Genomic DNA, 21755 nt, shown 5'->3' with positions numbered 1-21755 from the left:
TTACTTTAAGATACTTTTCGTATCATGTCAACAAAATATTCCTTTATTAAGTTCCAAATTGTATCACCTAAAATGCATATAAAAAAAAAAGAAAAGCACCTCGAAAGGCCTTCTCTTTTTGTTAATTCATCCCTACGGATTTCACTAAATTCTTCTCACTTTTAAGTCCTGAAACCATCAACGCTTGCTGCAAAAGTAGTGCCAGCAGCCGGCGCATCGAGCCAATGCCGATTTTACTCATAATATTCGCTAGGTGAATCTTGACTGTTTTCTCGCTGATGCAACAGCTTTCAGCAATTTCCTTGTTTGTGTACCCGTGAGTTGCGATAAGGGAAAGGATTTCCGATTCTCGCTGCGTCAGCCCATAATTTGTGAAAAATTGTTGCAAAACTGTATTCTCTGCGTTTGAATTATGCATTATACAACAACTTCCTTTATATGAATGTGGCGTTCTCGGCTAAGATCTACAAATGCTTCATCGACTCTTACAAGTGGATTTGTATCATCTGTTGGATTAATATAGACGACTTCCGCCCATCGACCATCCGTCAATTTCACTTTCCTGCCAACTAAACTTCGAATAATATTTCTCAGAAACACGGATACGATATGTGGATCCAACTCTCCAAAAAGCCCTGCGCGCATCTGTCGCACAACCTCGTAGAACGGCATCATGTCATGATAAGGTCTATTCGAGGACATGGCATGGAAGACATCGGCAACGGCAACAATCCGGCTCAAGCGATCGATTTGGCTATCCTTTAAACCCATAGGATATCCACTTCCGTCTGCTCGCTCATGGTGCTGCAACGCAACAAGTGAAACTCGGTAGTTGACTCCAACCGTTTCCCTAAGCATGTTATAGCCCCGAATGGTATGCTGTTTCATGGTGTTAAATTCATCTTTGGTTAATTTCCCTGGCTTTTGGAGAATGTCTTGCGATATTTTAATTTTACCAACATCATGCAAAGTAGCAGCTAGCGTCAACAAGGCTATCTCTTTATCATCCATCTTAAGCCACTTTCCAATTAGGGTCGAAAGTACCCCTACTCCGACATTGTGCTGATGCGTGTACTCATCTTTGGCTTTGACAGCTTCAAGCAATTCGAATAAATCAGGATGTTCGGCAGCTTGCTGAACAATAGGAATGAGTTGATTCTTAATTTCAAGCAATGGGATTTTATTCTCTGACTCTATTTGCTCAAATATTTTCTTGGCGAGCTGAGAAGCTTGCTGTACTAGAATTTCTGAAGAATCTTGGGTGTCGGCGACGACTAGTTCTTGTTCCAGTTGCTCTTGGGGATTTGTCGTAATAATGTCCATGAAGTCAATACGATGCTGTCTAAATAAATCTAAATGCTCTGCCGTAAGAACGGTTAAGCTTGGTGCCAATACAAGCCCATAGCTCGTTGTTACATCGTATTTCAACATTTTCCCCGTAAGTTCTTTCAATTAACCCCGCCCCAATTATTTCAAAATATAACCAATTTCTATTATATACGACAAATTAGGTTCCAACCATGGGAGGTAAATCCCGTATTTTTCCTTTATCACTAGGATAAAAAGACTAGAGCCTTCATAAATCAAAATATAATTAGGACTAATGGTATAGTTTGGCAAAATCTCTCCTCTTGACCAGTTCTAACCGTGACATTCGTCTAGCCTCCTGCATATAGTAAGTATCGACTAATCCGCTTTAACCTAAGGAGGAACTTACATCCATGACTTCAAACAAAAAACAAGAGACTCGGCAGTTGGAACGGGACACTGACGTATTGCAGCAGCCCGAAATTGACCCTGCGTATGCGGAAGCCTATCCTCAATCCGTGCCTTATGCATACGGCTATCCTGTACCGCAAGCCTACGCTTGGGTACCTGTATATGACACACGCATGCTCGGGCTTCCCGGCTTGCCTGGCATGGGCTTGCCTGGATTCCCAGGGCAGCCTGGATTCCCAGGGCAATCCGGATTCCCAGGGCAGCCTGGATTCCCAGGGCAATCTGGATTCCCGGGGCAGCCTGGATTCCCGGGGCAACCTGGATTCCCGGGGCAGCCTGGATTCCCAGGGCAACCTGGATTCCCAGGGCAACCTGGATTCCCAGGGCAACCTGGATTCCCGGGGCAGCCTGGATTCCCAGGGCAACCTGGCGTGCCAGGCGGCAATGAGCAAGCGCCAACTTCGGCTCCGCCTGCGTATACCCCGCAAAAGCCGCAATCTGTGGCTGGTTCTACATTCGCTGTAGATCCGGGTGGCATTAGACGCTGCATGTTCCGCTTCACCTATGTATGGCTAAGCAATGGCCAGCAGTTCTGGTATTATCCGACTTTTGTCGGTCGTAATTCCATTGCCGGCTTCCGTTGGAATGGTTTCTCCTGGATGTTTTTCGGTATCGATTTACGTTTTATCGATTCCTTCACATGCTAACAGAGCAATGAAAGCAGAAAGTCCGACACACACGATAAGTGGGTGTCGGACTTTCTGCTTTACACGGCGGCTGTGTAGATGGCCATCCCCGCCAGGCTCGGATCGCCAATTACCCGTCGTACCTCCATATTCAGCACGCCGGCCTTTACGGTGACACCGTAAGGACCATATTTGGCCCAGCTGTTTAGCGCTAATATACCGATTGGAGCTGTTGTTACCTGGCTACCTTCAAGAACCAAATCGAAAGCAGATGGATTTGTTTGAGAACTTTCAAGAGACCAAACATACACTTGATAATTGCCGTTGGACAGCGCTTGAGCAACCGTAAAACTGGATTCTGAAGCATAAATTTTAGAATTAAGCATTACGCTTGAAACGCTATCAACAGCTGGAACCGGTGTAATTGCCGGCGAATTGACGTAAGTTTTGGTATTGGAGGAATACGTGAATAGAACATTATCTCCCGCTAACCATGCTTGCTCATCCATCGTGACAGATGCCCCTCCGAAATTAATTCCACGAACAAACCCCGTATAAATGGCATCGGTTGTCACCGTTAACGGTGGCGTAAAAGCAGAATTATTTCCCGCAGCATCTTTGGCTTTTACTAGAAAACGGTACGCCGTATTCGCCGTTAGACCCGTGACCGTGAAGCTGGTCGTGGTCGTAGTTCCCGCTAAGTTTGTGTTATTTACATAAACTTCGTACCCCGTAACGCCAATATTATCCGTGGATGCCATCCATGTCAGTGTAACCGAAGTCATGGTCTTGGAAGACGCCGCCAAATTCAATGGCATTGTCGGTGCTTGCGTATCCGGAATCGGTGTTGTGGGGATATTGATCTTACTTCGACTCAACATTCTTTCTAAAGAAGTCGAATATAAGGCATATCGCTGAGCGGAGGTATTATAGTCATATAAATAATTTGCCCACTCCATGAACCATGCCCATTTGGGTTGCTTCGCAAAGGTTGAGCTCGGAAATAATTGACCGATTTCTGCAATAGCAACCGGTTTGCCACCTGAAATAGCCACGAGACCATCATAATATTCCTGCTTAAAGGGTTCACTCCCATACATATATAAATCCGTTCCTAAAATATCGCATTTGCTTGTCCCTACGAAATGTGTCAAGTAAGGGTTAATGTCTGAACTCTTAGGTGCATTGGCGTTCCAAACCCAAAGCAAGTTATTTAAGCCATGAAAATTCGTAAACCGATCATACATAATGTCCCAGAGGAGCTTAAAATTTTGCTTCTTCCCCCACCAGAACCAGCCACCGTTCATCTCATGGTACGGGCGCCAAAGAACAGGAACGTTGGCATCTCTGAGTTGTTTCAAAAAAACCGCAACCTTGTCATACTCCGAGATTAACCAATTGTACTCTGCTGTACCAGGCGTACACACATGGTTGAATTCCGCATCCGTCGTACTCCTTTGAACATTGGACCAGGTGTAGGTTGTGAGTGGATAATTCTGATGCCACATCACGGTCACAATACCGCCACTTTGAACATATTTCTTCGCTGCATTCGTTACATTCTGTCTTTGAGATGTGACCTGCGCAGCTGTCTGACCTGAAATGGGTCCCATTTCATACCCGGCAACACCAGGGTAATCACCGTACAGTTTGTTAATTTCATTGACATAACCACTGGGGTCCTCCAGCCAGTTATGAATACCTGTTAATGTTTTGGAACCTGATATTGCATACAAATAGTTCAAAACATCAACCGTTTTCTGGCTAGCCTTTGCATTAATCGGAAGCATCATCCTACTCACCTCGCAATGTATTGGTATAATGGCGGACATGTTATATGAATCTAGCAAATTGTATGACTGCCATAATCCTATACTATGTACCTTTAGCACTATTTGCTTAGGTTACCTGTAAAAAATTGTAGAAAACACAAAAAAAACCTCTAATATATCGAGAGAATCTCTCTCGCATACTAGAGGAAAGAACTATAAGCGCTATTCCTGTCAGAAATCGACAAAGAAAAATAGAACTTTTTGAATATAAAATCCGCCGTGACAGACGGTCTTCAATCCCTGCTTGCCAGTTCCTTTAACCAACCCTTCAGCTTAACGATCTCCGTACCCGCCAGCATCATAATGCCTACCCCATGGTTATCGTTCGTAACGGTAAGCAGATCCTTCTTGTAATAGTCCGCTGTAAAAGCATACCGCGAGCCGCTGCAAACGCCGTGCACGTTACCCTGCGCGTCTATGGCATACCGCGTTAAGCCATCCCATGCTTTAAGCGCAGCCTGTATGTACCGCTGCGGCTCCGCGAGCCAGCCAAAGCGGACGCCTCTGGCAAACGAATACGCAAACATCGCCGTACAAGAAGCCTCTAGATACGCATCAGGATCATTCAATACCTGATGCCACAGTCCGCTTGCTGCTTGAAGCTCGGCATAACCTGCGCACAGCTCGTTAAAGAAGCGGACAAGCTCAGCGCGAAGCGCATGATCTGCCGGCAAAGCCTCCAGCACCTCGGTCAGTGAGAATAAGGTCCATCCGTTGCCGCGCCCCCACGGAATCCTTGTCGGCATCCCGTATTTGAAATCAAATACGTGGGACATGATGCGCTGCTCCGGCATAAATAAGTAGTTCCGGAATAATAGGAACTGCTTCGCCGCCTCATCCAGCGCTTCACGATTTCCCGTTACTGCCGCATAGCGGCACAGGAAAGGCGTGCTCATATAAAGGTCGTCCGCCCACATGGTATTCTCCGAATACTCATCCTGGCACACACGATAAAAGGCTCCGTCTTCCTTCCGCTCCAACTGCAGAAGCATGAAGTCGGCAATCCTTTGTGCAATCGGCAGATAACCTGCATGTTGATCTTCCTTATACGATTCCAACATGGCCGATCCGAATGATCCGCAGTTGTCGAGCATTTTCATCATGACCAGCTGCTGATTGATGGCCGGGAACCCGTACTGCTCGCGGTCCCATAGCGAGTACTCGAACATATCCGTACAGCTTTGAACATGCTCCAGCGCATACGAGAGAATATCCGGCCGTTCCAGCAAACGGCCGGTTTGCAGCAGCCCGTAGATGGTCACCCCCAGCGGATAATCCCAGCGAGCAAAGTTGGTCACATTGCCAACGGTCCATTTATTGCTCAGCATGGCGTTCTCATAATAGGGACGAATCCACGTCTCCGGGCGGTCTAAGCGCCAATAATGGTTCGCAAAAACTCGCTTCGTCGTAGCGATTTCGTTCTCATTCAGTTCCACATTTGCATCAAAAGGACCCAAATAGAGCCATGCCTCATTCGAGCCATGCACGTCTACAGGCGCATGGAACGGTAAATGTTCTCCGCCCGCATAAGCCTGCACGGTGAAGCCCCACGCGCGTGAAGCCAGTACGCACTCGCTGCGGATCACCATATCGTGTTTGCCGAAGGCGAGCAGCAGCTCCACTTCAAAGCTGCCTTCCGTTTGGACCGCAGCGACTGGATGACCGTTCACCCAGACCGTCAGCGGTCCGGTTGTGCTCCCTTTTAACACATAAGGAGCCCGCCCCATGCCGGTAGCGTTCAGCTGGGTCCAAGCGTAGGCCCGCTTGCCTGGCTGAAGACCGAATAAGCGCTCGCAAACTTGTAACGCCAACTCCTCTTCACTCCAGTCCGATCCCGGAAGCCAATTAAGGCCCTGCTCCTTCTCGGAAGAGAACGATGCCGGCAGCGGATTCTCCTCGAACAGATCAGCGTCGATTGGAACGGAATACACCCATCCCGCCTGGCCCGCTCTTTCAGCAAAAGGAGAACGCACATTTAGAATTCTTACTTTAGCTTCATCCGATCCGAATAAACAGCCGAATCCCGCCGGGGTCACTTTCGCTTTTATGAAAAGACGATTCCAGCCTTTGACGAAATTGAGGTTTAATTTGACAGTCGCATCCGGCTTCAGCTCATCTATAACGTTGGAACGGTAGGATAGTTCATCATTAAAGTAAAACTGAACCGGGCCCAAACAACGCATCAACACGTCTAGATTCCGGTCACTATCACTCCATACAAGCGAATAAGCATAAGAAATTTGCCCCTGCTTTGCCTCAGGAAATCTATGACGAAGATTGAGATCGAATAACCCCTCGTCATTTTGCAGAATACCTGCTCGATTGAACGCCCGAAAAGCAAACGGCACAGGCGGATTGGCTCCGATATAGCGATCAGCAAGCACTTTCAGCGTGCGTTTTTCGTCCGTACCTAAGCGTGACTGGATGCTCTCTTGTTCATTGAAATAGGTTGTCATCTCTCCACAATCCTTTCTACAGCAATCGTACCGTGAAGGTTCGGTCAAACGGCGTCACCAAGTTCACATGGACATATTGGCAGCCTGTCGGGTGCTGGTCTTCACGAAGTATAGGCAATAAGTGTTCGAAAGCTCCCGAAGATATTTCAATGCTGTCTTCCTCCACCCGATAGGTCATAGATCCGCTTTTGAGGAAATATTTCCCGTCGCCTGCATCCTGCAGATTTTCTCCCTCTGCTGCTCCTTCATTGCCCAGAATAAAGGTTAGCTGCGTAAAGACGTCTTCACGCTCATCGGAATGTATGCGCACCGTCCAATCGGACGAATTTTGTTTAATTTCCACCTGCAGCTCATGGGTTTGCAGATGCGTCATTGGCCGGTGCTGATGCGGCAGCAAATACCACGGACTTGCCGGCCCTTTCGCCGAAAGGGGAAGATGCTGCTGTGGAATAGGTCCATTGTAGCCTTTTTCCATAACGACACCTAGCCGATAGACGCCATCTTGGGCGGTTAGCTGATCAAATTTAACAATACCCGGAGAAAAGGACGTGGACAGCTTAATGCCCAGCAGCCTGACTTTCCCATGGCGAAGCGAGAAAAAGGACGGCGTTTGCGGCATAATCGTTATGCTCTTATCCTTCTCGCGAATGCGCACGACCGGCGCTCCGAATGCCAGATGCATGGAGCTGTGCTGAATTTTCAGATGATGACCGACAGCATCAATTAAGTTCAGGTGCTCATTCATCGGATGATGCTGATTCAGCATACAAGCATATTGATCGGGAAGTTCGGCGCGTTCCAAATCACGGAGGGTTTCCCCTACTTCCGGGTAAAGCAGCACATGCAGCAGAGCATTATTATTTACACCGTCCGGACGCTTGACGAAAGCAGCGGCATAATCGCACATGGCGGCGAAGAGCGGGTCCTTGTCATGAGCAGCCATTAGGCGATAAATCGTATAATAGGTAGCCATGTCATAGGTTTGGCCAAAATCCTGCCGGCCCGAATAGTCGGTCACCACTTCACCTGAAGGGTGAATGAGGTAGACCATCATACGCAGATTCCGGCGCACACTATCCAATAATTCGGGACGATGCAAGACGCGAGCCGTATGATACAGTGCAACATTGCTGACGGCATTGTAGATTCCGTTGCTCCGTTCCGTCCATTCGCCATCTGCCGTAATATCCAGGCCTTCTGCGAGCCATTCATCCGCTCGTGCGAGGAGCTCGGGCCTTTGGAAAATGTCATACAACTGGGCTAAAGCTGCCGTAAGCACCCATCTATGGTTCGGCGTATGACAGCCGCCCGTCAGCATGGCCGGTATGGTTCGTTCAAGAAATAGCTTTAGTTTGGCTGCTATTGGCTGTAGGACCGACCAATCATGACCAGCGAGCAGCTGATAAATCTGCGCTACGCCGCCAATTACGAAGCCGGTATCAGGCGGGGAGTTATAATTGGTTGACCCCAGCGAAATCGTCCCGTCCGGATGCTGCCTGTTCAGCATGAACGCTGCTGCTAACTCCAAGGAAGCTGCTAATGACTCGCTATGGTAGAATCTGGAGTCCGGATTCACCAAAGCCGCTGCCCACGCAGCTATATAAACAGGTGTACTATGATGACTAGCGCGCGCAATGCCCGTCTCATCGATGATTCCACCGTAATACTTGGATGCTGGATCAAGCACTTGGCTTTTAAGCGCAGATGCTGCCAGTTCGTCGTTATTTTCCACCAACCGCTTATATATGAAGTCCATGTGTATCACCTATTGCCCTTTCCCGGCCGCTATTTTACTTGTGATCAGTCTGTGGCTCTCCTCGATCTCATCCGGTTGACATACAGCCTTCAACTCGTACACTTTAACCTTGGCCATGTCGATAGCTTCAAGGAAATGGTCAAAGAAATGCAGATCCTTGCTATGTACATAAGGACACCAATGGTCGGAAAGCCCGAGTGTTTCATGAATATGCACACCATAGATATACTGCTTAACTTCCTCTAGCTCCTTCAAATTGTCGTACAAACCCATTCGATCCATCATCATGGCGTGACCGATGTCGTACCAAAGACGAACGGGGCTCCCCTCCAAATTGTCGCAAATCGTCTTGGCTTCCATCAGCGTCGGCATCTGATACGATCTCGAACGCGTTTCGATGCCAATCGCGATATCCCATCCTTTTTTCGCTGCATAATCACTCACTTCGTCCAAGCTATCCTGAATCCGTTTCGTATACCGAGGACTGAGACTATCGCGCCGTTCCAGCATGTTCCGCCACAGCCCTTGATACTCCGCCGACGCCCTTCCATGCTCCTGATAAAGCTTCTTCAAATCCAGATCAATATTGTAGTCAAAAGGGACTTCGCCTGGATGTACAACTACGGCTTTGGCTCCATAGCGGTTGGCATACTCCATGGATCGAATGAGCAGCTCCACAGAGCGTTTGCGCTTTTCTTCATCATCAAAGCCCAGCATTACGGAATCGGTATCATAATCCTTATCGTCGATGAACGGGAATACATTGTGCACGCTCGAAACGCCTATTTCCCCTTTTTCAATCATAGGTTCAATAGTTCTCATCATTTCTTCCGTCACATTATAATTCAGTTCTACATATCGAAAGCCAAGTCCCTTAATTTCCTCCACCATGTCCCGGCCAATGGTATGTTTCTTAATATTCCAGCACGTTGAAAACGAATATTCGCCTTTGTCGATCATCTGTATGCCTCCTTATTCTTATGAAAAAGACCAGATCACCCTGCTTCCATATGTAGGGGATGAACTGGCCTTTCTGCGGGAATACCGCCTTATTCGGTAAGATCTCGCAAATAAATAGCTGTGCCCGTCTGTGCCGATTGCGTCGATGCTTCCATTAAACGTGTTAAATCAAGCGCTAATTGGATGTTCTCTGAAGCTGTTGTTTGGTTCTGCATATGTGACACCCACTGTTCGAACGGGGTCGGCAGACTCGCCGGAAGTTCCTGAGCTACTTGCCATTCTGCTGCCTCACCTGATAACTTGGAGCTGCGGATATAGACCAGATCATCGGTTCGAGAATACTTCATGCTTCCCTCGGTCCCTTGCACCTCAATGTCGAATTGCGAGTAGCTATTCACAAATCCCGCTTCAACAATCCCTAATGCTCCGTTTGGATAACGCAAAGTAGCTACAGCACTATCCTCTACCTCGCGCCCCGTAATGTAGCCGAAGCTGGCGCTGACGCTTTCCGGCAAACCCAGGAATAAGCGGGTTAAGTACATGGGATGGCAGCCAAGATCCATCAAGGCTCCTCCCCCGCACGACGCCAGATTGAAGAAGTACGAAGGCAGCGAGCCATTCGGATTACTCTCCGTCGGGAGCGCACCGTTATGAGCAAGCCGGATACGTACTGTCGATATCGTGCCAAGATCACCTTCATGAATAGACTTCATGATGCTTTGAGTGAACCCGGTGTACAGCCGCGGCAAAGAGACGGTGAGCTTCACGCCGGCAGCTTCAACCGCCGCTAGTATTTCCTTGCATTCCTTTGTTGTAGTAGCGACAACCTTTTCTGTAAAAACATGCTTACCCGCACGAGCCGCGGCGATAATCACATCCCGGTGCGCCGTTGTGGGTGTATCCACAATAACCGCATCAATGTCAGGATTGCTCAAGAGCTCCTCCAGATTCTCATAAAACCTGACGCTGAACTCATCGGCTTTTTCTCTGCCACGCTGCGCATCTCCATCCCAAACGGCCACGATTTCGGTGTCGGGATGCTGACTTGCCATACGTGCGTAGTCTTTGGCATGAACATGCCAAAAGCTCAACATCGCAACTCTAATCATTGTTTGAGACTCCTTTTCCGATACTTTATCCATCGTTTAGTCAAAATAGACGGCTTTTCCAGTTCGATTCGATTCATAAATCGCTTCAAGGATTTCCGATACGACGCAAGACTGCTCTGGCGTTACGATCGGCTCTTTATCATGAATAATGGCATCAATCCATAATCGAATTTCTTTATCCTGCATGCTTTCTTTCTTGCCTTCGTAGAAGTCTGCACCCTTGGCCTCGAACTGCATTTGGTTCACATATAGTCGGCTATGGCTCTCGCCATTAATGCGCAACCCATCCTGCATGTCCGCTCCGCCTTCGGTACCGCAAAGCGTACACTTCGCTTCCTTGGTATCCAGCGTATTGAGCGCCCAACTGGCCTCCACCATAATGGTGGCCCCATTTTTCATGACAATCATAGCAAAGGCCGAATCCTCAACCTTGAATTTATTTGGGTCCCACGGGCCCCATGAATTAGCAGCGTTCTCTTTGCGTGATAATTTATGATAAGCGGTGCCCAGCACCACTCTAGGTTCATAGTTATTCATTAACCATAATGTCAGATCAAGCGCATGTGTGCCAATATCGATTAATGGACCTCCGCCTTGTTTCTCTTCATCCAGGAAAACTCCCCAAGTAGGGACACCGCGTCTGCGAACAGCATGTGCTTTAGCAAAGTAAATTTCGCCCAAATCGCCGTTCTCAACGACTCGTTTCAAATGTTGACTGTCTGCTCGGAATCGATTATTATAACCAACCGTTAATTTTTTGCCTGTCCGTTTGGCAGCTTCCACCATACGGCGGGCATCCGCAGCTGTTTTCGCCATCGGCTTTTCGCACATGACATGCTTGCCTGCTTCCAAAGCGGCAATCGAAATTTCCGCATGCGTATCATTCGGCGTACATATATGTACAACATCAATTGCAGGATCCGCCAATAATTCGCGGTAATCGTCGTATACTTTTGCGCCGGGAGCGCCGAATTTCACTGCTGCTTGGTGTGCGCTTGCGGGGAAGATGTCGAAAAAACCGATGATTTCCGCTTCCGCAACTTTGCTCAAGCTTGGCAGATGTTTCCCCGTTGCGATACCGCCACAACCGATGATAGCTACTTTAACTTTGTTCATTATGATTCCCCCCATGATGCAAGACGCTGGACACCGATGAGATGCCTGAACGCGCAGGCAACCTAATCGATATCCAGCCCTCCTTCAAGAATGACTTACTTGACTGCTTCCATTTGTTGTTTCGCGATAATCATCGCATCCTTAGCCAGGAACGCTGTATCTTTATTCTCTTGATACCATTTGTTCATAAAATCCTCGAGCTGTTGACCGCCTGCTTTCGCCCAAGCCGCTTGCGAGTCTTTGATCGCTTGCTCCGGCGTGTACTTAGCGCCGCTGAGAATGGCTTTCACGAATAAGTCGCCTTTTTCTTTCAGAATCGTTGTGTTAATGACTTGAAGATCTGCGCTGTACACCGGCATGTGGTCACCCAAAGCAATGCCTGGATATTCTCTTTGCGGATCAAAATAGAGCTTCTGAACTTCTTTATACATATCCATTCCTGCTTTTTGCGCTGGTACTTCAGCATTAAAACCATTCAGAACATACGTACATTTATCTACGCCCGATGAGAAGAACATTGTATAGTCATATGCGTAGCTAACTTCATTCTTGGACTTTGCAGGGTCTATTGCTTGTGGACAACCATTGGGAGCTTTCTTCCAGTGTGTGCCTTCATCACCATTGACAATTTTATTAGCGGTTTCCGGCTTCATAATAAAATCAAGATAGCGGCCAACGGCTTCCGGATCTTTCGCTTTAGCGTTCACAACGGTTGTCATTTGAACAGGATTATCAATGGCCCCAGTAAATGTCCCCATCGGTGATTTTGGATAACCTAATGGAGCGACATCCGCCCCAGGCGCATTTTTCTGCAATGTCGTAAGGTCATTCATGATAAAGTCATACCAACCTCCGGTGAACTTCACATAAATGCCGATCTTTCCATTTAAAAAGTCCTGTTTCGCCTTGGCGCCATCTTTATCGTTAATATAGTCTTTATCGATCAAGCCCTCATCATAGAGACGTTTCTTGAAGGTGAGAGAAGCAAGCTCTTTGTCCCAAGCACGGACAACTTTGCCATCCTTCAGATCCCAAGCCAGTAGCGAGCTCGAGGAGCTCTCGCCGAACATCTCATTGATGGCTTGCTCGGAATAAGTGCTCATATTCAGGCCATACGTATCTTTTTTACCATTACCATCAGGATCTTGGTCAGCAAATGCCTTAGCCACTTTTAATAGCTCATCCGTTGTTGTCGGCATCGCCAGATTCAATTTCTTCAACCAATCGGTCCGAATGAGTAAAATATGGGCAGGAACAGCCTCTTTGACTTTTCCAATTTCGTAGAGCTTGCCATCCGGCTTCGTCCCCGCCTTTTTCAATTGCGGATATTGCGTCAGCAGCTTCTGGTATTCAGGCATATATTGCAAAATGTTATCAATGGGAAGCAGTTGTTTTTGATCGTACAAACTTCCTCGAAACGGTGTGTTATACTCGTTGACGATATCCGGAGCGGAACCCGACGCAAACAAAACGTTCAATTTCTTCGTTGAATCACTGCGGAGGATAGGAACAAACTTCACATTGACAGGTCCATTTTGATTGATCCATTTGCTCCAGCGATTCTCTTCATACGATCCCTCTGAGGCAGGTACTGCCCCCCGGTCGTACATGGATACCGTCACATCGCCACGCTTAGCCGGTTTCTCTTCCCCCGGTTTGCTGCTTGTCGTAGCTGCTGTCCCTTCTTTTTTGTCACTGCTGCAGCCAACCAACGTTGCACCAAGCGCGACAACCCCTACGGTGATTCCAAGCCACAGTTTCATGTTTTTCATGTGCATTTTCCCCCTGCAAAATTTTATAGTGAAGTTTTGTTAAACGGGAACACCAACGATTTTAACCCTTAACGGATCCAAGCATTACGCCTTTGACAAAATACTTCTGCAAGAAAGGATAAATCACCAGCATAGGCACAACCATCACAACAACGCCCACGGCTTTCACCATCTCTGTAGCAACCGCTGCTTGCTCCTCCGTATTCAGGGAAGGAGAGTTGAGCAAATCGTTCTTTTGCAGCATAGCTTGCACAACGACAGTTAAATTCATCATATCGCTCTTATTGATATACATTAGAACACTCATGAACGCGTTCCAATAGTTAATGCCATAAAATAACGCCAGAGTCGCCAACATCGGCAAGGATAAGGGTAAAATGACTCGGATGAGCAGTGCAGTGTCACTGCATCCATCAATTCGCGCAGCTTCTTGTACTTCGTAAGGAATATTCTCAAAATAGCTTTTCATCAGCAGCATATTATAAGTACTAATGAAGCCTGTCAGCCATAAGGACCAATAAGAATCGATGAGATGCATGTTTTTTACAACGAGATAAGTTGGAATTAAACCACCCGCGAATAGCATCGTAAACACCATACCAAGAACCAGATAGCGACGAGCGAACAAATAGGATCTGGACAACGGATAAGCAGCTAAAATGGTGCCCAATAAACTTAATACCACGCCGACCACGGTGATAAATATGCTATTTTTGAAAGCATTAAAGGCCGGGCTTGCGATGAAGAAAATTTTATATGCCGTGAACTGCAGCCCTATCGGCCAAAAGAAGACATGACCTGAATCTACAGATGACCGATCGCTGAGCGATAGCGCTATGATATGAATAAACGGCAGGATGCAAGTTAAGGCAATGAGTGCAAGCAGCACGTAATTGATCGTATAGAAAAGCTTTTCTCCTCTTGTCGCTTTCACTACATGTCCTCCTCTCTAGAACAGGGCTTGATCAAATTTTTTGGCAATCCGGTTTGCGATTAACACGAGACTGCAGCTAATGACCGATTCGAATAGTCCCATGGCCGTCGTTAAGCTAAATTGCGAGCTGCCGAGTCCTATTTTATAAATGTAAGTACTGATAACCTCCGACACGTCCGCAACAGCAGCGTTCTGTAAGTTATAGACTTGATCAAACCCAACTTCCATAATTTTACCCATCGCTAATATCAGCAATAAAATAATGGTGTGCCGAATGCCGGGAAGCGTTACATGCCACATCTGACGCCACTTGGTAGCTCCATCCATGCAGGCGGATTCATACAGCGACGGATCAATGGTCGTTAGAGCAGCCAAGTAGATGATGGTACTAAAGCCCATTTCCTTCCAAATGCCAGATCCGATAAAAATGCTTATCCAAGAATGCGACTCATATAAAAAAGTAACCGGCTCCAGATTGAACAGTTTGAGCACCTTATTGATGGAACCATAATCGGTTGCAAATAACGATAATACGATACCCGACACAATGACCCAAGAGAAGAAGTGCGGTAAATAAATGATCGTTTGCACCCACTTTTTGAACCACGACTTCCGGACCTCATTGAGCAAAACAGCCAAGAAAATGGGAACCGGGAATCCGAGCACCAGGCTTAGAAAGCTCAGCCAAAATGTGTTCCAAATGATTTGGAGCGTGCTCGCGCTGGAAAACAGCAGTTTAAAATTCTTTAGTCCCACCCAAGGGCTATTCCAGATGCCATCCGCAAAATTATAGGTTTTGAAAGCGATAACAAGTCCGCCCATAGGCCAATATTTGAATATCACATAATAAGCGATAACTGGAATCAGCATGATGAACAAAGGAATATTTTGTTTCAATCGCCTGCTTCGCTTTAAAGAAGCTGTCTTGCGCAGGTTCACGGATGATACCGTGACAGGAGGTTCTTCGATTCGACTGCTCATGCTTGCTCACTCCCTCAATCTTTGGTATGAATCCTATCATATCGGTTTCGTGTATCAAAACCCTTAAAAAATTATAGAAGATTCTATAAATTCATTAGGTAATGGATGGAAGCGATTTTTATATGAAAAAAATATTGTATAATGTCCTCAGCAACGTTATGGCTTGCAAACTATAAGTAAATTGGGGAATCTGAGATGCAAATCTGGCGACAACTACTCATCAGCATCAACCGCAGCTTTCGAATTCGATTAATCATTAGCCTGTCCGCCATCATTTTACTTGCCTTCGGGATTACCGGTTATTTGACTTATCAGTATAATCTGAAACTGTTTGAAGAGGAGATCAGCAAGCAGTTCTCCCGTACGAATGAAGAGGCTTTGGCCAAAATCGAGATGAAAGTTCAGGAAATTGTGCGTGTATCTCAGACCGTAGTATTCAATCCGCAAATTGAAATGCTCATCAAACGAATCAATTCCCAAGAGGATGCCGACGCCTTTAATCTGTACTATGATAAAAAGCAAATCGAAGAGCAGATTTTCCAAATCAAATCAGACGCGCCTTATATTACAGGGATGTATCTGTATGACTTAAACGGCAATCCTTCTTATTTCAGCTATACGACTTCTGCGATCAAAAACTTGGATGAGCCAACCTTTCAAACCATCCAGTCCAAACTAAACGATACCTATGGGAATCTGGCCTGGATGAGCATGCCGCTGCCCAGCTCCATTGAACCGAGTGGCTTCAGGCAAACCATTATTATCGCCAGGCTGATGAAAAATAGTGCTCTGCAAACCTATGGCGTTCTCGTAATGGCTGTGGATGAATCCTTTTTTGCCGGGATTTTGAAGGAGTTAATCAAGGACGGGACAGGCGAAGTCTATTTGTACAACGAAAACAAGGAGTTGCTCTATAGCAATTCCACGCAGGAAACAGCGGAGAAAGCACAGATGCTGCAGGATATGAACGAAACCCGCGTGATGAACAATCATCTGTATGTACAGGGGATATCCAAAGCGACCTCCTTCAAGCTTGTCAGCTCAACGTCCCTTTCCGACATTCAAGTTAAAAACAAAATTTTATCCAAACGCATTGCGTATACCGGCTTCATCAGTATCTTGTTAACGAGCATTCTCATCGTTATCTCGACAGGCAAGCTCTTGCGGCCGATCAAGGATCTGCTGCTTGGGCTTCGCAAAGTACGTTCCGGTGACTTCAGCGCCCGTATTGAAATCCGCACCAAAGATGAACTCGCCTATATAGGCGAGAGCTTCAATGCCATGGCTGAACAGGTCGGCAGGTTGATTACGGAGGTCTATCTAACCCAGCTAAGCGAAAGAGAAGCAGAGCTCAAAGCGCTGCAGGTTCAGCTTAACCCACATTTTCTGCACAATATGTTCAACGAAATTTATTGGAAGCTTTATTTGCAAAATGAAAAGGACACTGCTGCCTTAATCGCCACCATTTCGGAAATGCTCAAGTACTCCCTGATGCCCGTCCGGACACTGACAACCGTGCAGGGAGAATTTCAGCAAATTCGCAATTATGTGAAGCTGCAAACCGAATTGTTCGAACCTGATTTGGAAACGATTATCCAAGCGGATGAGCAGGTACTGGACAACGAGATGATGCGTTTCCTTCTCCAGCCTCTCGTAGAAAATGTATTCGTACATGCCTTTCGGAATAAGGTGTCACATAAAATCTTGGTTATTCGAGCTCGTCAGCATCTTGACCATTTGGAAATAGAAGTGACCGATAACGGCTGCGGTATGGATGAATCCGCGATCGCTATCCTGCTGGGGCCGAAGGGGACTTCTCTGCCTCAGCGCTCGGATGGACGGGAACACCTTGGCGTTCGCAGTGTTGTTAGGCGTCTGGAGCTCGTTCACGGGCAGCCTTACCGGCTCGAAGTTGAGAGCGTTGTGAATAGCGGAACGACAATGCGCCTCATCCTGCCTAATCACCCAACTAAAAAGGAGCTGAGCCAGCATGCTGAAGGGTAACGTGGTCATCGTGGAAGATCAGCCCAACTTCCGTAAGGGCTTGATCAAAATGTTTGAAGAAGGACAAATTGGCTGGAACGTTGTCGGGGAGGCCAGCAATGGGCAAGATGCGCTGGCGTTGGTAGATCGGGTTAAACCTGATCTCGTGCTTACGGATATTCGCATGCCTGTTATGGACGGCATCGAATTTGTAGGGCATCTAAGGAAGCATTATCCGGACCTGCTGGTTATCATCCTTACAGGCTACAAAAATTTTGAGTACGCCCAGGCAGCCGTCAGACTCGGAGCGCTCGATCTGCTTATCAAGCCTTGCACGGAACAAGATGTCATGCAGGTCATGAATAAAGCCTCTGAGCGGTACTATGAGAAATACGCGCAGCAGCAGCATCTTCTCGCTCAGCGCAAATTGCAGCAGGATCAGGAGCTGCGTGCAGCTTTATTAGATCTGCCATCCTCTTACGAAGCCATGAAAAACATGGATGAGGTACTTCTGACGAAGGAGCTGTGGCTGCTTCAGTTGAACAGCGAAGACTTAGCCCTCAAAAACTATGGCAAAGCGGACCTCAGCCTCATCCAATTCGCTTTCTCCAATATTGCCGAGGAGCTGTTGAAAGGCGCCGGCATTCCTGCCAGGCTCCTCTTGGTCGAACATGATTGTTTCGTCGTGATCGCCGATCAGCCTGGGCCTGACGAAAGCTTCATCCAAGCTGTGCAGGATGCTTCCCTCGAGTACTTGAACATCCGTGTGAACGTTCAAGCTATGGGTGCAGCTCCCCCTTATAAGCAGTTGGCTGAATTCTATGACCAGTTCAAGAGCGGTGAGACCCCTTCGGATTCTGACAGCCAACGAATCGATAAAGAAGCGGGTACAGGCTCAGGCATGACACTCTCCTTAAATCAAGCGAAAGTCAATGAGCTGGAAATGAAGCTGATGTCCGCGATTCTGATCGCACAGGAAAACGCGCTGCAGCAGCTTCTCAATCAGCTGCTTACCGATCTGTCCCATCAACCGCCTGAAGATATGAAAATTCAGGCGCTCACGCTCTCGATTGCTTTGCTGGGAACCATTCAGAAACAGTTCGATCCTGACGGCCATGAAGCGACGGCAAGAATACCGACCGATATGCCGCAAGCACATTGGACGGCGGAGGAAGTCCTTCGCTGGGCAGACGCACAGGTGAACAACTTCCTGCTTCTGTTCAATAACTGGCAAGCGTCCAAGAGCGACAACGTCATTGAGAAAGCTACAAAGTACATCGAGGAGCACTACAACGAAGAGTGCCGCCTAACGGATGTAGCCGCTCATCTTCACCTCAACTCCAGCTATTTTAGCGTACTGTTTAAAAAGGCAACCGGGGAAAGCTTCACCCGCTTCGTGACCCGTCTGCGCATGGATAAAGCAGCCCTGCTGCTGCGAAACACGGATATGAAAATATTCGAAATCGCATGTGCCATTGGTTTCGACGAGCCGAACTATTTTACCAACGTATTTAAGCAGCAATTTCAAATGTCTCCTAAGGAGTATCGGAATCATCGGTAACAGGGGTGTCGTTAAATCGACATCCTTCTCTCAAACACTTAAATAATGCTAAAAAAAATCATCAAAAATTAACGAAATCCGTGACATAAACCGACATATATTGAATCCAACTTCGTTTATAATCTAACAATATGAAGATTGCCAATTCTATACAAGAGTCGGGAGTGTTATCCGTTGGTCATCAAGATAATCAAACATATAGGTATCCCCTTTATTTGTTGCTTGACCATGGTATCATCCATAGCAATGGGGAATGCACCCAATACCACAGCAGTCATCCTATTAGGCTGCGCTTTTTACCTCAGCATCGCCCTCGAGCGAAAGCTCCCTTTTTTACCCAACATTCAGTTCATCTTCCTCGCCCTGTTTCATTGGTCCAGTCATCTGAATTGGTGCTTGCTGCTGTATTATATGCTGATCGGCTTTTCGATACAAAATGGGCAGAAGTATACCTACACCATGCAGAAAACGCTCATGTACATCGGTTTATATACGTGCATACGTTTATCCTATGTGCCTTTTACCACTTACAATCTCTTGGTTTCGATCTACGATATTGCAAGCGCCGTTATGTTCGTGCTGCTTGTGCAATATGTGATTAAATCAGAGTCAGAGAAGAAACGTTTACGCGAAGAAAATGATTATCTCACGACACATGACCCGCTGACAGGGCTATTGAATTATGAAGGCTACGTAACCACCGTTGAAAACTTAATGGTTAAGCGCTTCAGCTTTGTTTTAGTGTTGTTGGACTTTCAGGATTTCAAATCGGTCAATTACGAGAATATCCATAACGGAAATGAAACCTTGAACCAGATTGCGCTGTTGCTGGGCAGCATTTTCTATGATTCCTATGCGATATCCCGTTACGCAGGAGACAGGTTTGCTATTATTTTACCAGCAAAAGAGAACCTTATTTCTAATATTAGCGAATCCTTGAATTCCAATATATTAGGCTTTCAAGTGACTTACAGCTTTGCCGAGCACCCTCTTGAGGCTGCAACGAAGGAAGAACTTATCTCTTTGGCCGAGGAGCGTTTGTTCAAAAGTAAACGGGAAATATGGCTCAAACGAGAAGAGCATTTATTCCGCTCCGAGAAAATGAAGATGATCGGCGAATTGGCGGCAGGGATGGCGCATGAAATTCGAAACCCGCTGACAACGATCAAAGGCTTCATGCAAATCGCGACCAAAAGCCAATACAATATTCAGCCATGGCATGAATTAATTATGAGCGAGATTCGAAGAATGAATGAGCTGACGGCGGAATTCCTGCAATTTTCCAAACCGCATATCAGCAACATGAAGCCGGAGTCCATCACAGAGTGCCTGGATCGGGTTCTATCCTTAGCGGAATCGGATGCGCTTTATCGCGGACACACCATTATTTTTGAGGATACGAAAGAGGCTCTTTATATCTTCATCGATCGGGATAAAATTGTACAAGTCCTGCTGAATCTGATCCAAAATGCATTCGAAGCGATGAAGCATCCCGGCGATGTTCACGTGCGCATAAAACAGGAAAATGAACTCGCGATCATTGAAATCGAAGATTCCGGCGAAGGCATGTCCGAAAGCGAAATGGAGCAAATCTTCAATCCTTTCTATACCACCAAAGAAAACGGGACAGGTCTGGGCCTCTCCATTTGCCAAAAGATCGCCGTTGACCACGGCGGCTCGCTGGAAGTGAAAAGCGCCATTGGCCTGGGCTCCATCTTCAGCTTTAAGCTGCCGACGGTTGAAGTTTAGCTGCGGCTCCTTTCTTCCACACAAAAAAGCAGATCGGGAAGTTTCCCGACCTGCTTTTTATCTTATTAAGGCTGCCCAACAGCCTCAATTTCAATTGATATTTTAACCTCGTCGCCAATTAAGACTCCGCCTGTTTCCAATGCGGCATTATAGGTTAGGCCGAAATCAGCACGTTTGATGCTTCCCACTGCACTGAAACCCGCTTTCTCATTCCCCCAGGGATCTTTGCCGGTACCTTCAAATGTTACTTCAAACGTCTCGGGCCTCGTAACGCCGCGTATCGTCAAATCGCCAGTTAACGCGTATTCCCCGTCTCCGGTTTTTGTGACTTGAGTGGACTGAAATGTCATTGTAGGGTGTTTCTCGCTATCAAAAAAATCGGCTGAACGCAAATGTGCGTCTCGATCCGTATTCCGGGTATCAATACTGCTTATATCCACCTGAAAGTGAATATCGGCCGACGAGAGATCTGTCGCATCCGCTTCAATCTGAGCTTCGAACGAGTGGAATGTGCCTTTAACCTTAGCAATCATCATGTGCCTAACGGAGAAGTCAATACTGCTGTGACTTGCATCTACTGCCCATTTTGACTTTGCCATAAAAGTTACGCCTCCTAAGTAATAACTTATTAAAAATAATTTACTAACTATTACTCATTCCATTTTATCGTAACTCGGCGCCCTATCTTTTGTCAAACAATTTCTGGAAGAAACACGTTGTTTAATTCCTTTTACCGTCATACATTAATGTATCGGCAGTAGTCCAAAAAAATCCCCTTTGTAGGAGGAAACAGGAATGGCGGCAGAATCGAATAAACCTGTGTATTATGATGGAAGCGGTATCATTCAATTGCCACCCGGGAAAACCGTTCCCACGGACATCGTGATTAAACCTGCAAATGTGAACAGTGCGCCCATCCCTATTCCGTATTTTCCTTATTTACGCTAAAAAACACACGAAGACCGCCAAGGCCCTGAGCCCTGACGGTCTTCTGCTAATTTTCAAAACCAAACAAGAACACCGCTAGGAGAACTGGAGGCCACTATTGTGAGGAAAACGAGCTAATTCCTCTCCGAGCGGAACTACAGGGCCTTATTCAGCCTTCATGGCAGGGTTTTCCGGGTGAAAACGGCAAAATAGT

At 46.8% G+C, this 21755-nt stretch carries 17 protein-coding genes; 5 read left to right on the top strand and 12 right to left on the bottom strand.

Annotation, left to right across the window (positions count from 1 at the left end):
- Window positions 1-121: 121 nt before the first annotated feature.
- Window positions 122-418, bottom strand: coding sequence for a response regulator transcription factor (locus ACUN27_RS04895; protein ID WP_315953845.1), 297 nt, complete (start codon window positions 416-418; stop codon window positions 122-124).
- The gene (locus ACUN27_RS04890) at window positions 418-1452 is read right to left on the bottom strand and encodes an HD-GYP domain-containing protein (RefSeq protein ID WP_326059202.1); all 1035 of its coding nucleotides are present in this window, start codon (window positions 1450-1452) and stop codon (window positions 418-420) included. The genes ACUN27_RS04895 and ACUN27_RS04890 overlap by 1 nt, the downstream gene beginning before the upstream one ends.
- Before the next feature lie 467 nt (window positions 1453-1919).
- Between ACUN27_RS04890 and ACUN27_RS04885 the strand changes: the two genes are divergently transcribed.
- Window positions 1920-2426, top strand: a complete 507-nt coding sequence (locus ACUN27_RS04885; protein WP_379174098.1) for a collagen-like protein — start codon at window positions 1920-1922, stop codon at window positions 2424-2426.
- Window positions 2427-2485: 59 nt separating this feature from the next.
- Here ACUN27_RS04885 and ACUN27_RS04880 read toward each other — a convergent pair whose 3' ends face one another.
- The 9 genes from ACUN27_RS04880 to ACUN27_RS04840 all read right to left on the bottom strand — a co-directional run bounded on the left by ACUN27_RS04880 (window position 2486) and on the right by ACUN27_RS04840 (window position 15210).
- Window positions 2486-4195: a glycosyl hydrolase gene (locus ACUN27_RS04880; RefSeq protein ID WP_445558483.1), complete on the bottom strand. Its 1710-nt coding sequence runs from the start codon at window positions 4193-4195 to the stop codon at window positions 2486-2488.
- Between the two features lie 275 nt (window positions 4196-4470).
- The gene (locus ACUN27_RS04875) at window positions 4471-6693 is read right to left on the bottom strand and encodes a glycoside hydrolase family 88/105 protein (RefSeq protein WP_445558482.1); all 2223 of its coding nucleotides are present in this window, start codon (window positions 6691-6693) and stop codon (window positions 4471-4473) included.
- A 16-nt stretch (window positions 6694-6709) separates the two neighbouring features.
- On the bottom strand, window positions 6710-8449 hold the full coding sequence (locus tag ACUN27_RS04870) for a hypothetical protein (protein WP_326059198.1): 1740 nt from the start codon (window positions 8447-8449) through the stop codon (window positions 6710-6712).
- Between the two features lie 9 nt (window positions 8450-8458).
- Window positions 8459-9409, bottom strand: coding sequence for a sugar phosphate isomerase/epimerase family protein (locus tag ACUN27_RS04865; RefSeq protein ID WP_326059196.1), 951 nt, complete (start codon window positions 9407-9409; stop codon window positions 8459-8461).
- 89 nt (window positions 9410-9498) lie between these two features.
- Entirely contained in the window at window positions 9499-10518 is a 1020-nt protein-coding gene (locus ACUN27_RS04860; protein ID WP_326059195.1) for a Gfo/Idh/MocA family protein, read from the bottom strand.
- Between the two features lie 36 nt (window positions 10519-10554).
- Complete coding sequence (locus ACUN27_RS04855) at window positions 10555-11634, bottom strand: Gfo/Idh/MocA family protein (RefSeq protein WP_315953838.1); 1080 nt, start codon at window positions 11632-11634, stop codon at window positions 10555-10557.
- Window positions 11635-11729: 95 nt separating this feature from the next.
- Window positions 11730-13406: an extracellular solute-binding protein gene (locus ACUN27_RS04850; RefSeq protein WP_315953837.1), complete on the bottom strand. Its 1677-nt coding sequence runs from the start codon at window positions 13404-13406 to the stop codon at window positions 11730-11732.
- Between the two features lie 61 nt (window positions 13407-13467).
- Window positions 13468-14340, bottom strand: coding sequence for a carbohydrate ABC transporter permease (locus tag ACUN27_RS04845; RefSeq protein WP_315953836.1), 873 nt, complete (start codon window positions 14338-14340; stop codon window positions 13468-13470).
- A gap of 15 nt (window positions 14341-14355) precedes the next feature.
- A complete protein-coding gene (locus tag ACUN27_RS04840) occupies window positions 14356-15210 on the bottom strand; it encodes an ABC transporter permease (RefSeq protein WP_379174100.1) in 855 nt (284 codons plus the stop codon).
- Window positions 15211-15516: 306 nt separating this feature from the next.
- On the opposite strand from ACUN27_RS04840, the gene ACUN27_RS04835 reads away from it, so the two are divergent.
- The 3 genes from ACUN27_RS04835 (at window position 15517) to ACUN27_RS04825 (ending at window position 20614) form a co-directional block, all read left to right on the top strand.
- On the top strand, window positions 15517-17325 hold the full coding sequence (locus ACUN27_RS04835; RefSeq protein ID WP_445558481.1) for a cache domain-containing sensor histidine kinase: 1809 nt from the start codon (window positions 15517-15519) through the stop codon (window positions 17323-17325).
- Complete coding sequence (locus ACUN27_RS04830) at window positions 17312-18865, top strand: response regulator transcription factor (protein ID WP_326059190.1); 1554 nt, start codon at window positions 17312-17314, stop codon at window positions 18863-18865. Before ACUN27_RS04835 ends, ACUN27_RS04830 begins: the two co-directional genes overlap by 14 nt.
- A gap of 228 nt (window positions 18866-19093) precedes the next feature.
- On the top strand, window positions 19094-20614 hold the full coding sequence (locus ACUN27_RS04825; protein WP_315953833.1) for an ATP-binding protein: 1521 nt from the start codon (window positions 19094-19096) through the stop codon (window positions 20612-20614).
- A 65-nt stretch (window positions 20615-20679) separates the two neighbouring features.
- Here the strand turns inward: ACUN27_RS04825 and ACUN27_RS04820 are convergent, their stop codons facing one another.
- On the bottom strand, window positions 20680-21213 hold the full coding sequence (locus ACUN27_RS04820) for a YceI family protein (RefSeq protein ID WP_315953832.1): 534 nt from the start codon (window positions 21211-21213) through the stop codon (window positions 20680-20682).
- A 196-nt stretch (window positions 21214-21409) separates the two neighbouring features.
- Between ACUN27_RS04820 and ACUN27_RS04815 the strand changes: the two genes are divergently transcribed.
- Window positions 21410-21562, top strand: a complete 153-nt coding sequence (locus ACUN27_RS04815) for a hypothetical protein (protein ID WP_315953831.1) — start codon at window positions 21410-21412, stop codon at window positions 21560-21562.
- The last annotated feature ends 193 nt before the right edge of the window (window positions 21563-21755 follow it).

This window comes from Paenibacillus sp. WC2504, from assembly GCF_052682475.1.
The sequence above is the reverse complement of the archived record's forward strand: the minus strand, read 5'-3'. Positions and strand labels throughout refer to the sequence as shown.

Bases quoted from the DNA above. Each gene is read 5' to 3' on its own strand.
- ACUN27_RS04895 (WP_315953845.1), bottom strand. From the start codon at position 418: ATGCATAATTCAAACGCAGAGAATACAGTTTTGCAACAATTTTTCACA.
- ACUN27_RS04885 (WP_379174098.1), top strand. From the start codon at position 1,920: ATGGGCTTGCCTGGATTCCCAGGGCAGCCTGGATTCCCAGGGCAATCC.
- ACUN27_RS04880 (WP_445558483.1), bottom strand. From the start codon at position 4,195: ATGCTTCCGATTAATGCAAAGGCTAGCCAGAAAACGGTTGATGTTTTG.
- ACUN27_RS04875 (WP_445558482.1), bottom strand. From the start codon at position 6,693: ATGACAACCTATTTCAATGAACAAGAGAGCATCCAGTCACGCTTAGGT.
- ACUN27_RS04870 (WP_326059198.1), bottom strand. From the start codon at position 8,449: ATGGACTTCATATATAAGCGGTTGGTGGAAAATAACGACGAACTGGCA.
- ACUN27_RS04865 (WP_326059196.1), bottom strand. From the start codon at position 9,409: ATGATCGACAAAGGCGAATATTCGTTTTCAACGTGCTGGAATATTAAG.
- ACUN27_RS04860 (WP_326059195.1), bottom strand. From the start codon at position 10,518: ATGATTAGAGTTGCGATGTTGAGCTTTTGGCATGTTCATGCCAAAGAC.
- ACUN27_RS04855 (WP_315953838.1), bottom strand. From the start codon at position 11,634: ATGAACAAAGTTAAAGTAGCTATCATCGGTTGTGGCGGTATCGCAACG.
- ACUN27_RS04850 (WP_315953837.1), bottom strand. From the start codon at position 13,406: ATGAAAAACATGAAACTGTGGCTTGGAATCACCGTAGGGGTTGTCGCG.
- ACUN27_RS04840 (WP_379174100.1), bottom strand. From the start codon at position 15,210: ATGCTGATTCCAGTTATCGCTTATTATGTGATATTCAAATATTGGCCT.
- ACUN27_RS04835 (WP_445558481.1), top strand. From the start codon at position 15,517: ATGCAAATCTGGCGACAACTACTCATCAGCATCAACCGCAGCTTTCGA.
- ACUN27_RS04830 (WP_326059190.1), top strand. From the start codon at position 17,312: ATGCTGAAGGGTAACGTGGTCATCGTGGAAGATCAGCCCAACTTCCGT.
- ACUN27_RS04825 (WP_315953833.1), top strand. From the start codon at position 19,094: ATGGTATCATCCATAGCAATGGGGAATGCACCCAATACCACAGCAGTC.
- ACUN27_RS04820 (WP_315953832.1), bottom strand. From the start codon at position 21,213: ATGGCAAAGTCAAAATGGGCAGTAGATGCAAGTCACAGCAGTATTGAC.
- ACUN27_RS04815 (WP_315953831.1), top strand. From the start codon at position 21,410: ATGGCGGCAGAATCGAATAAACCTGTGTATTATGATGGAAGCGGTATC.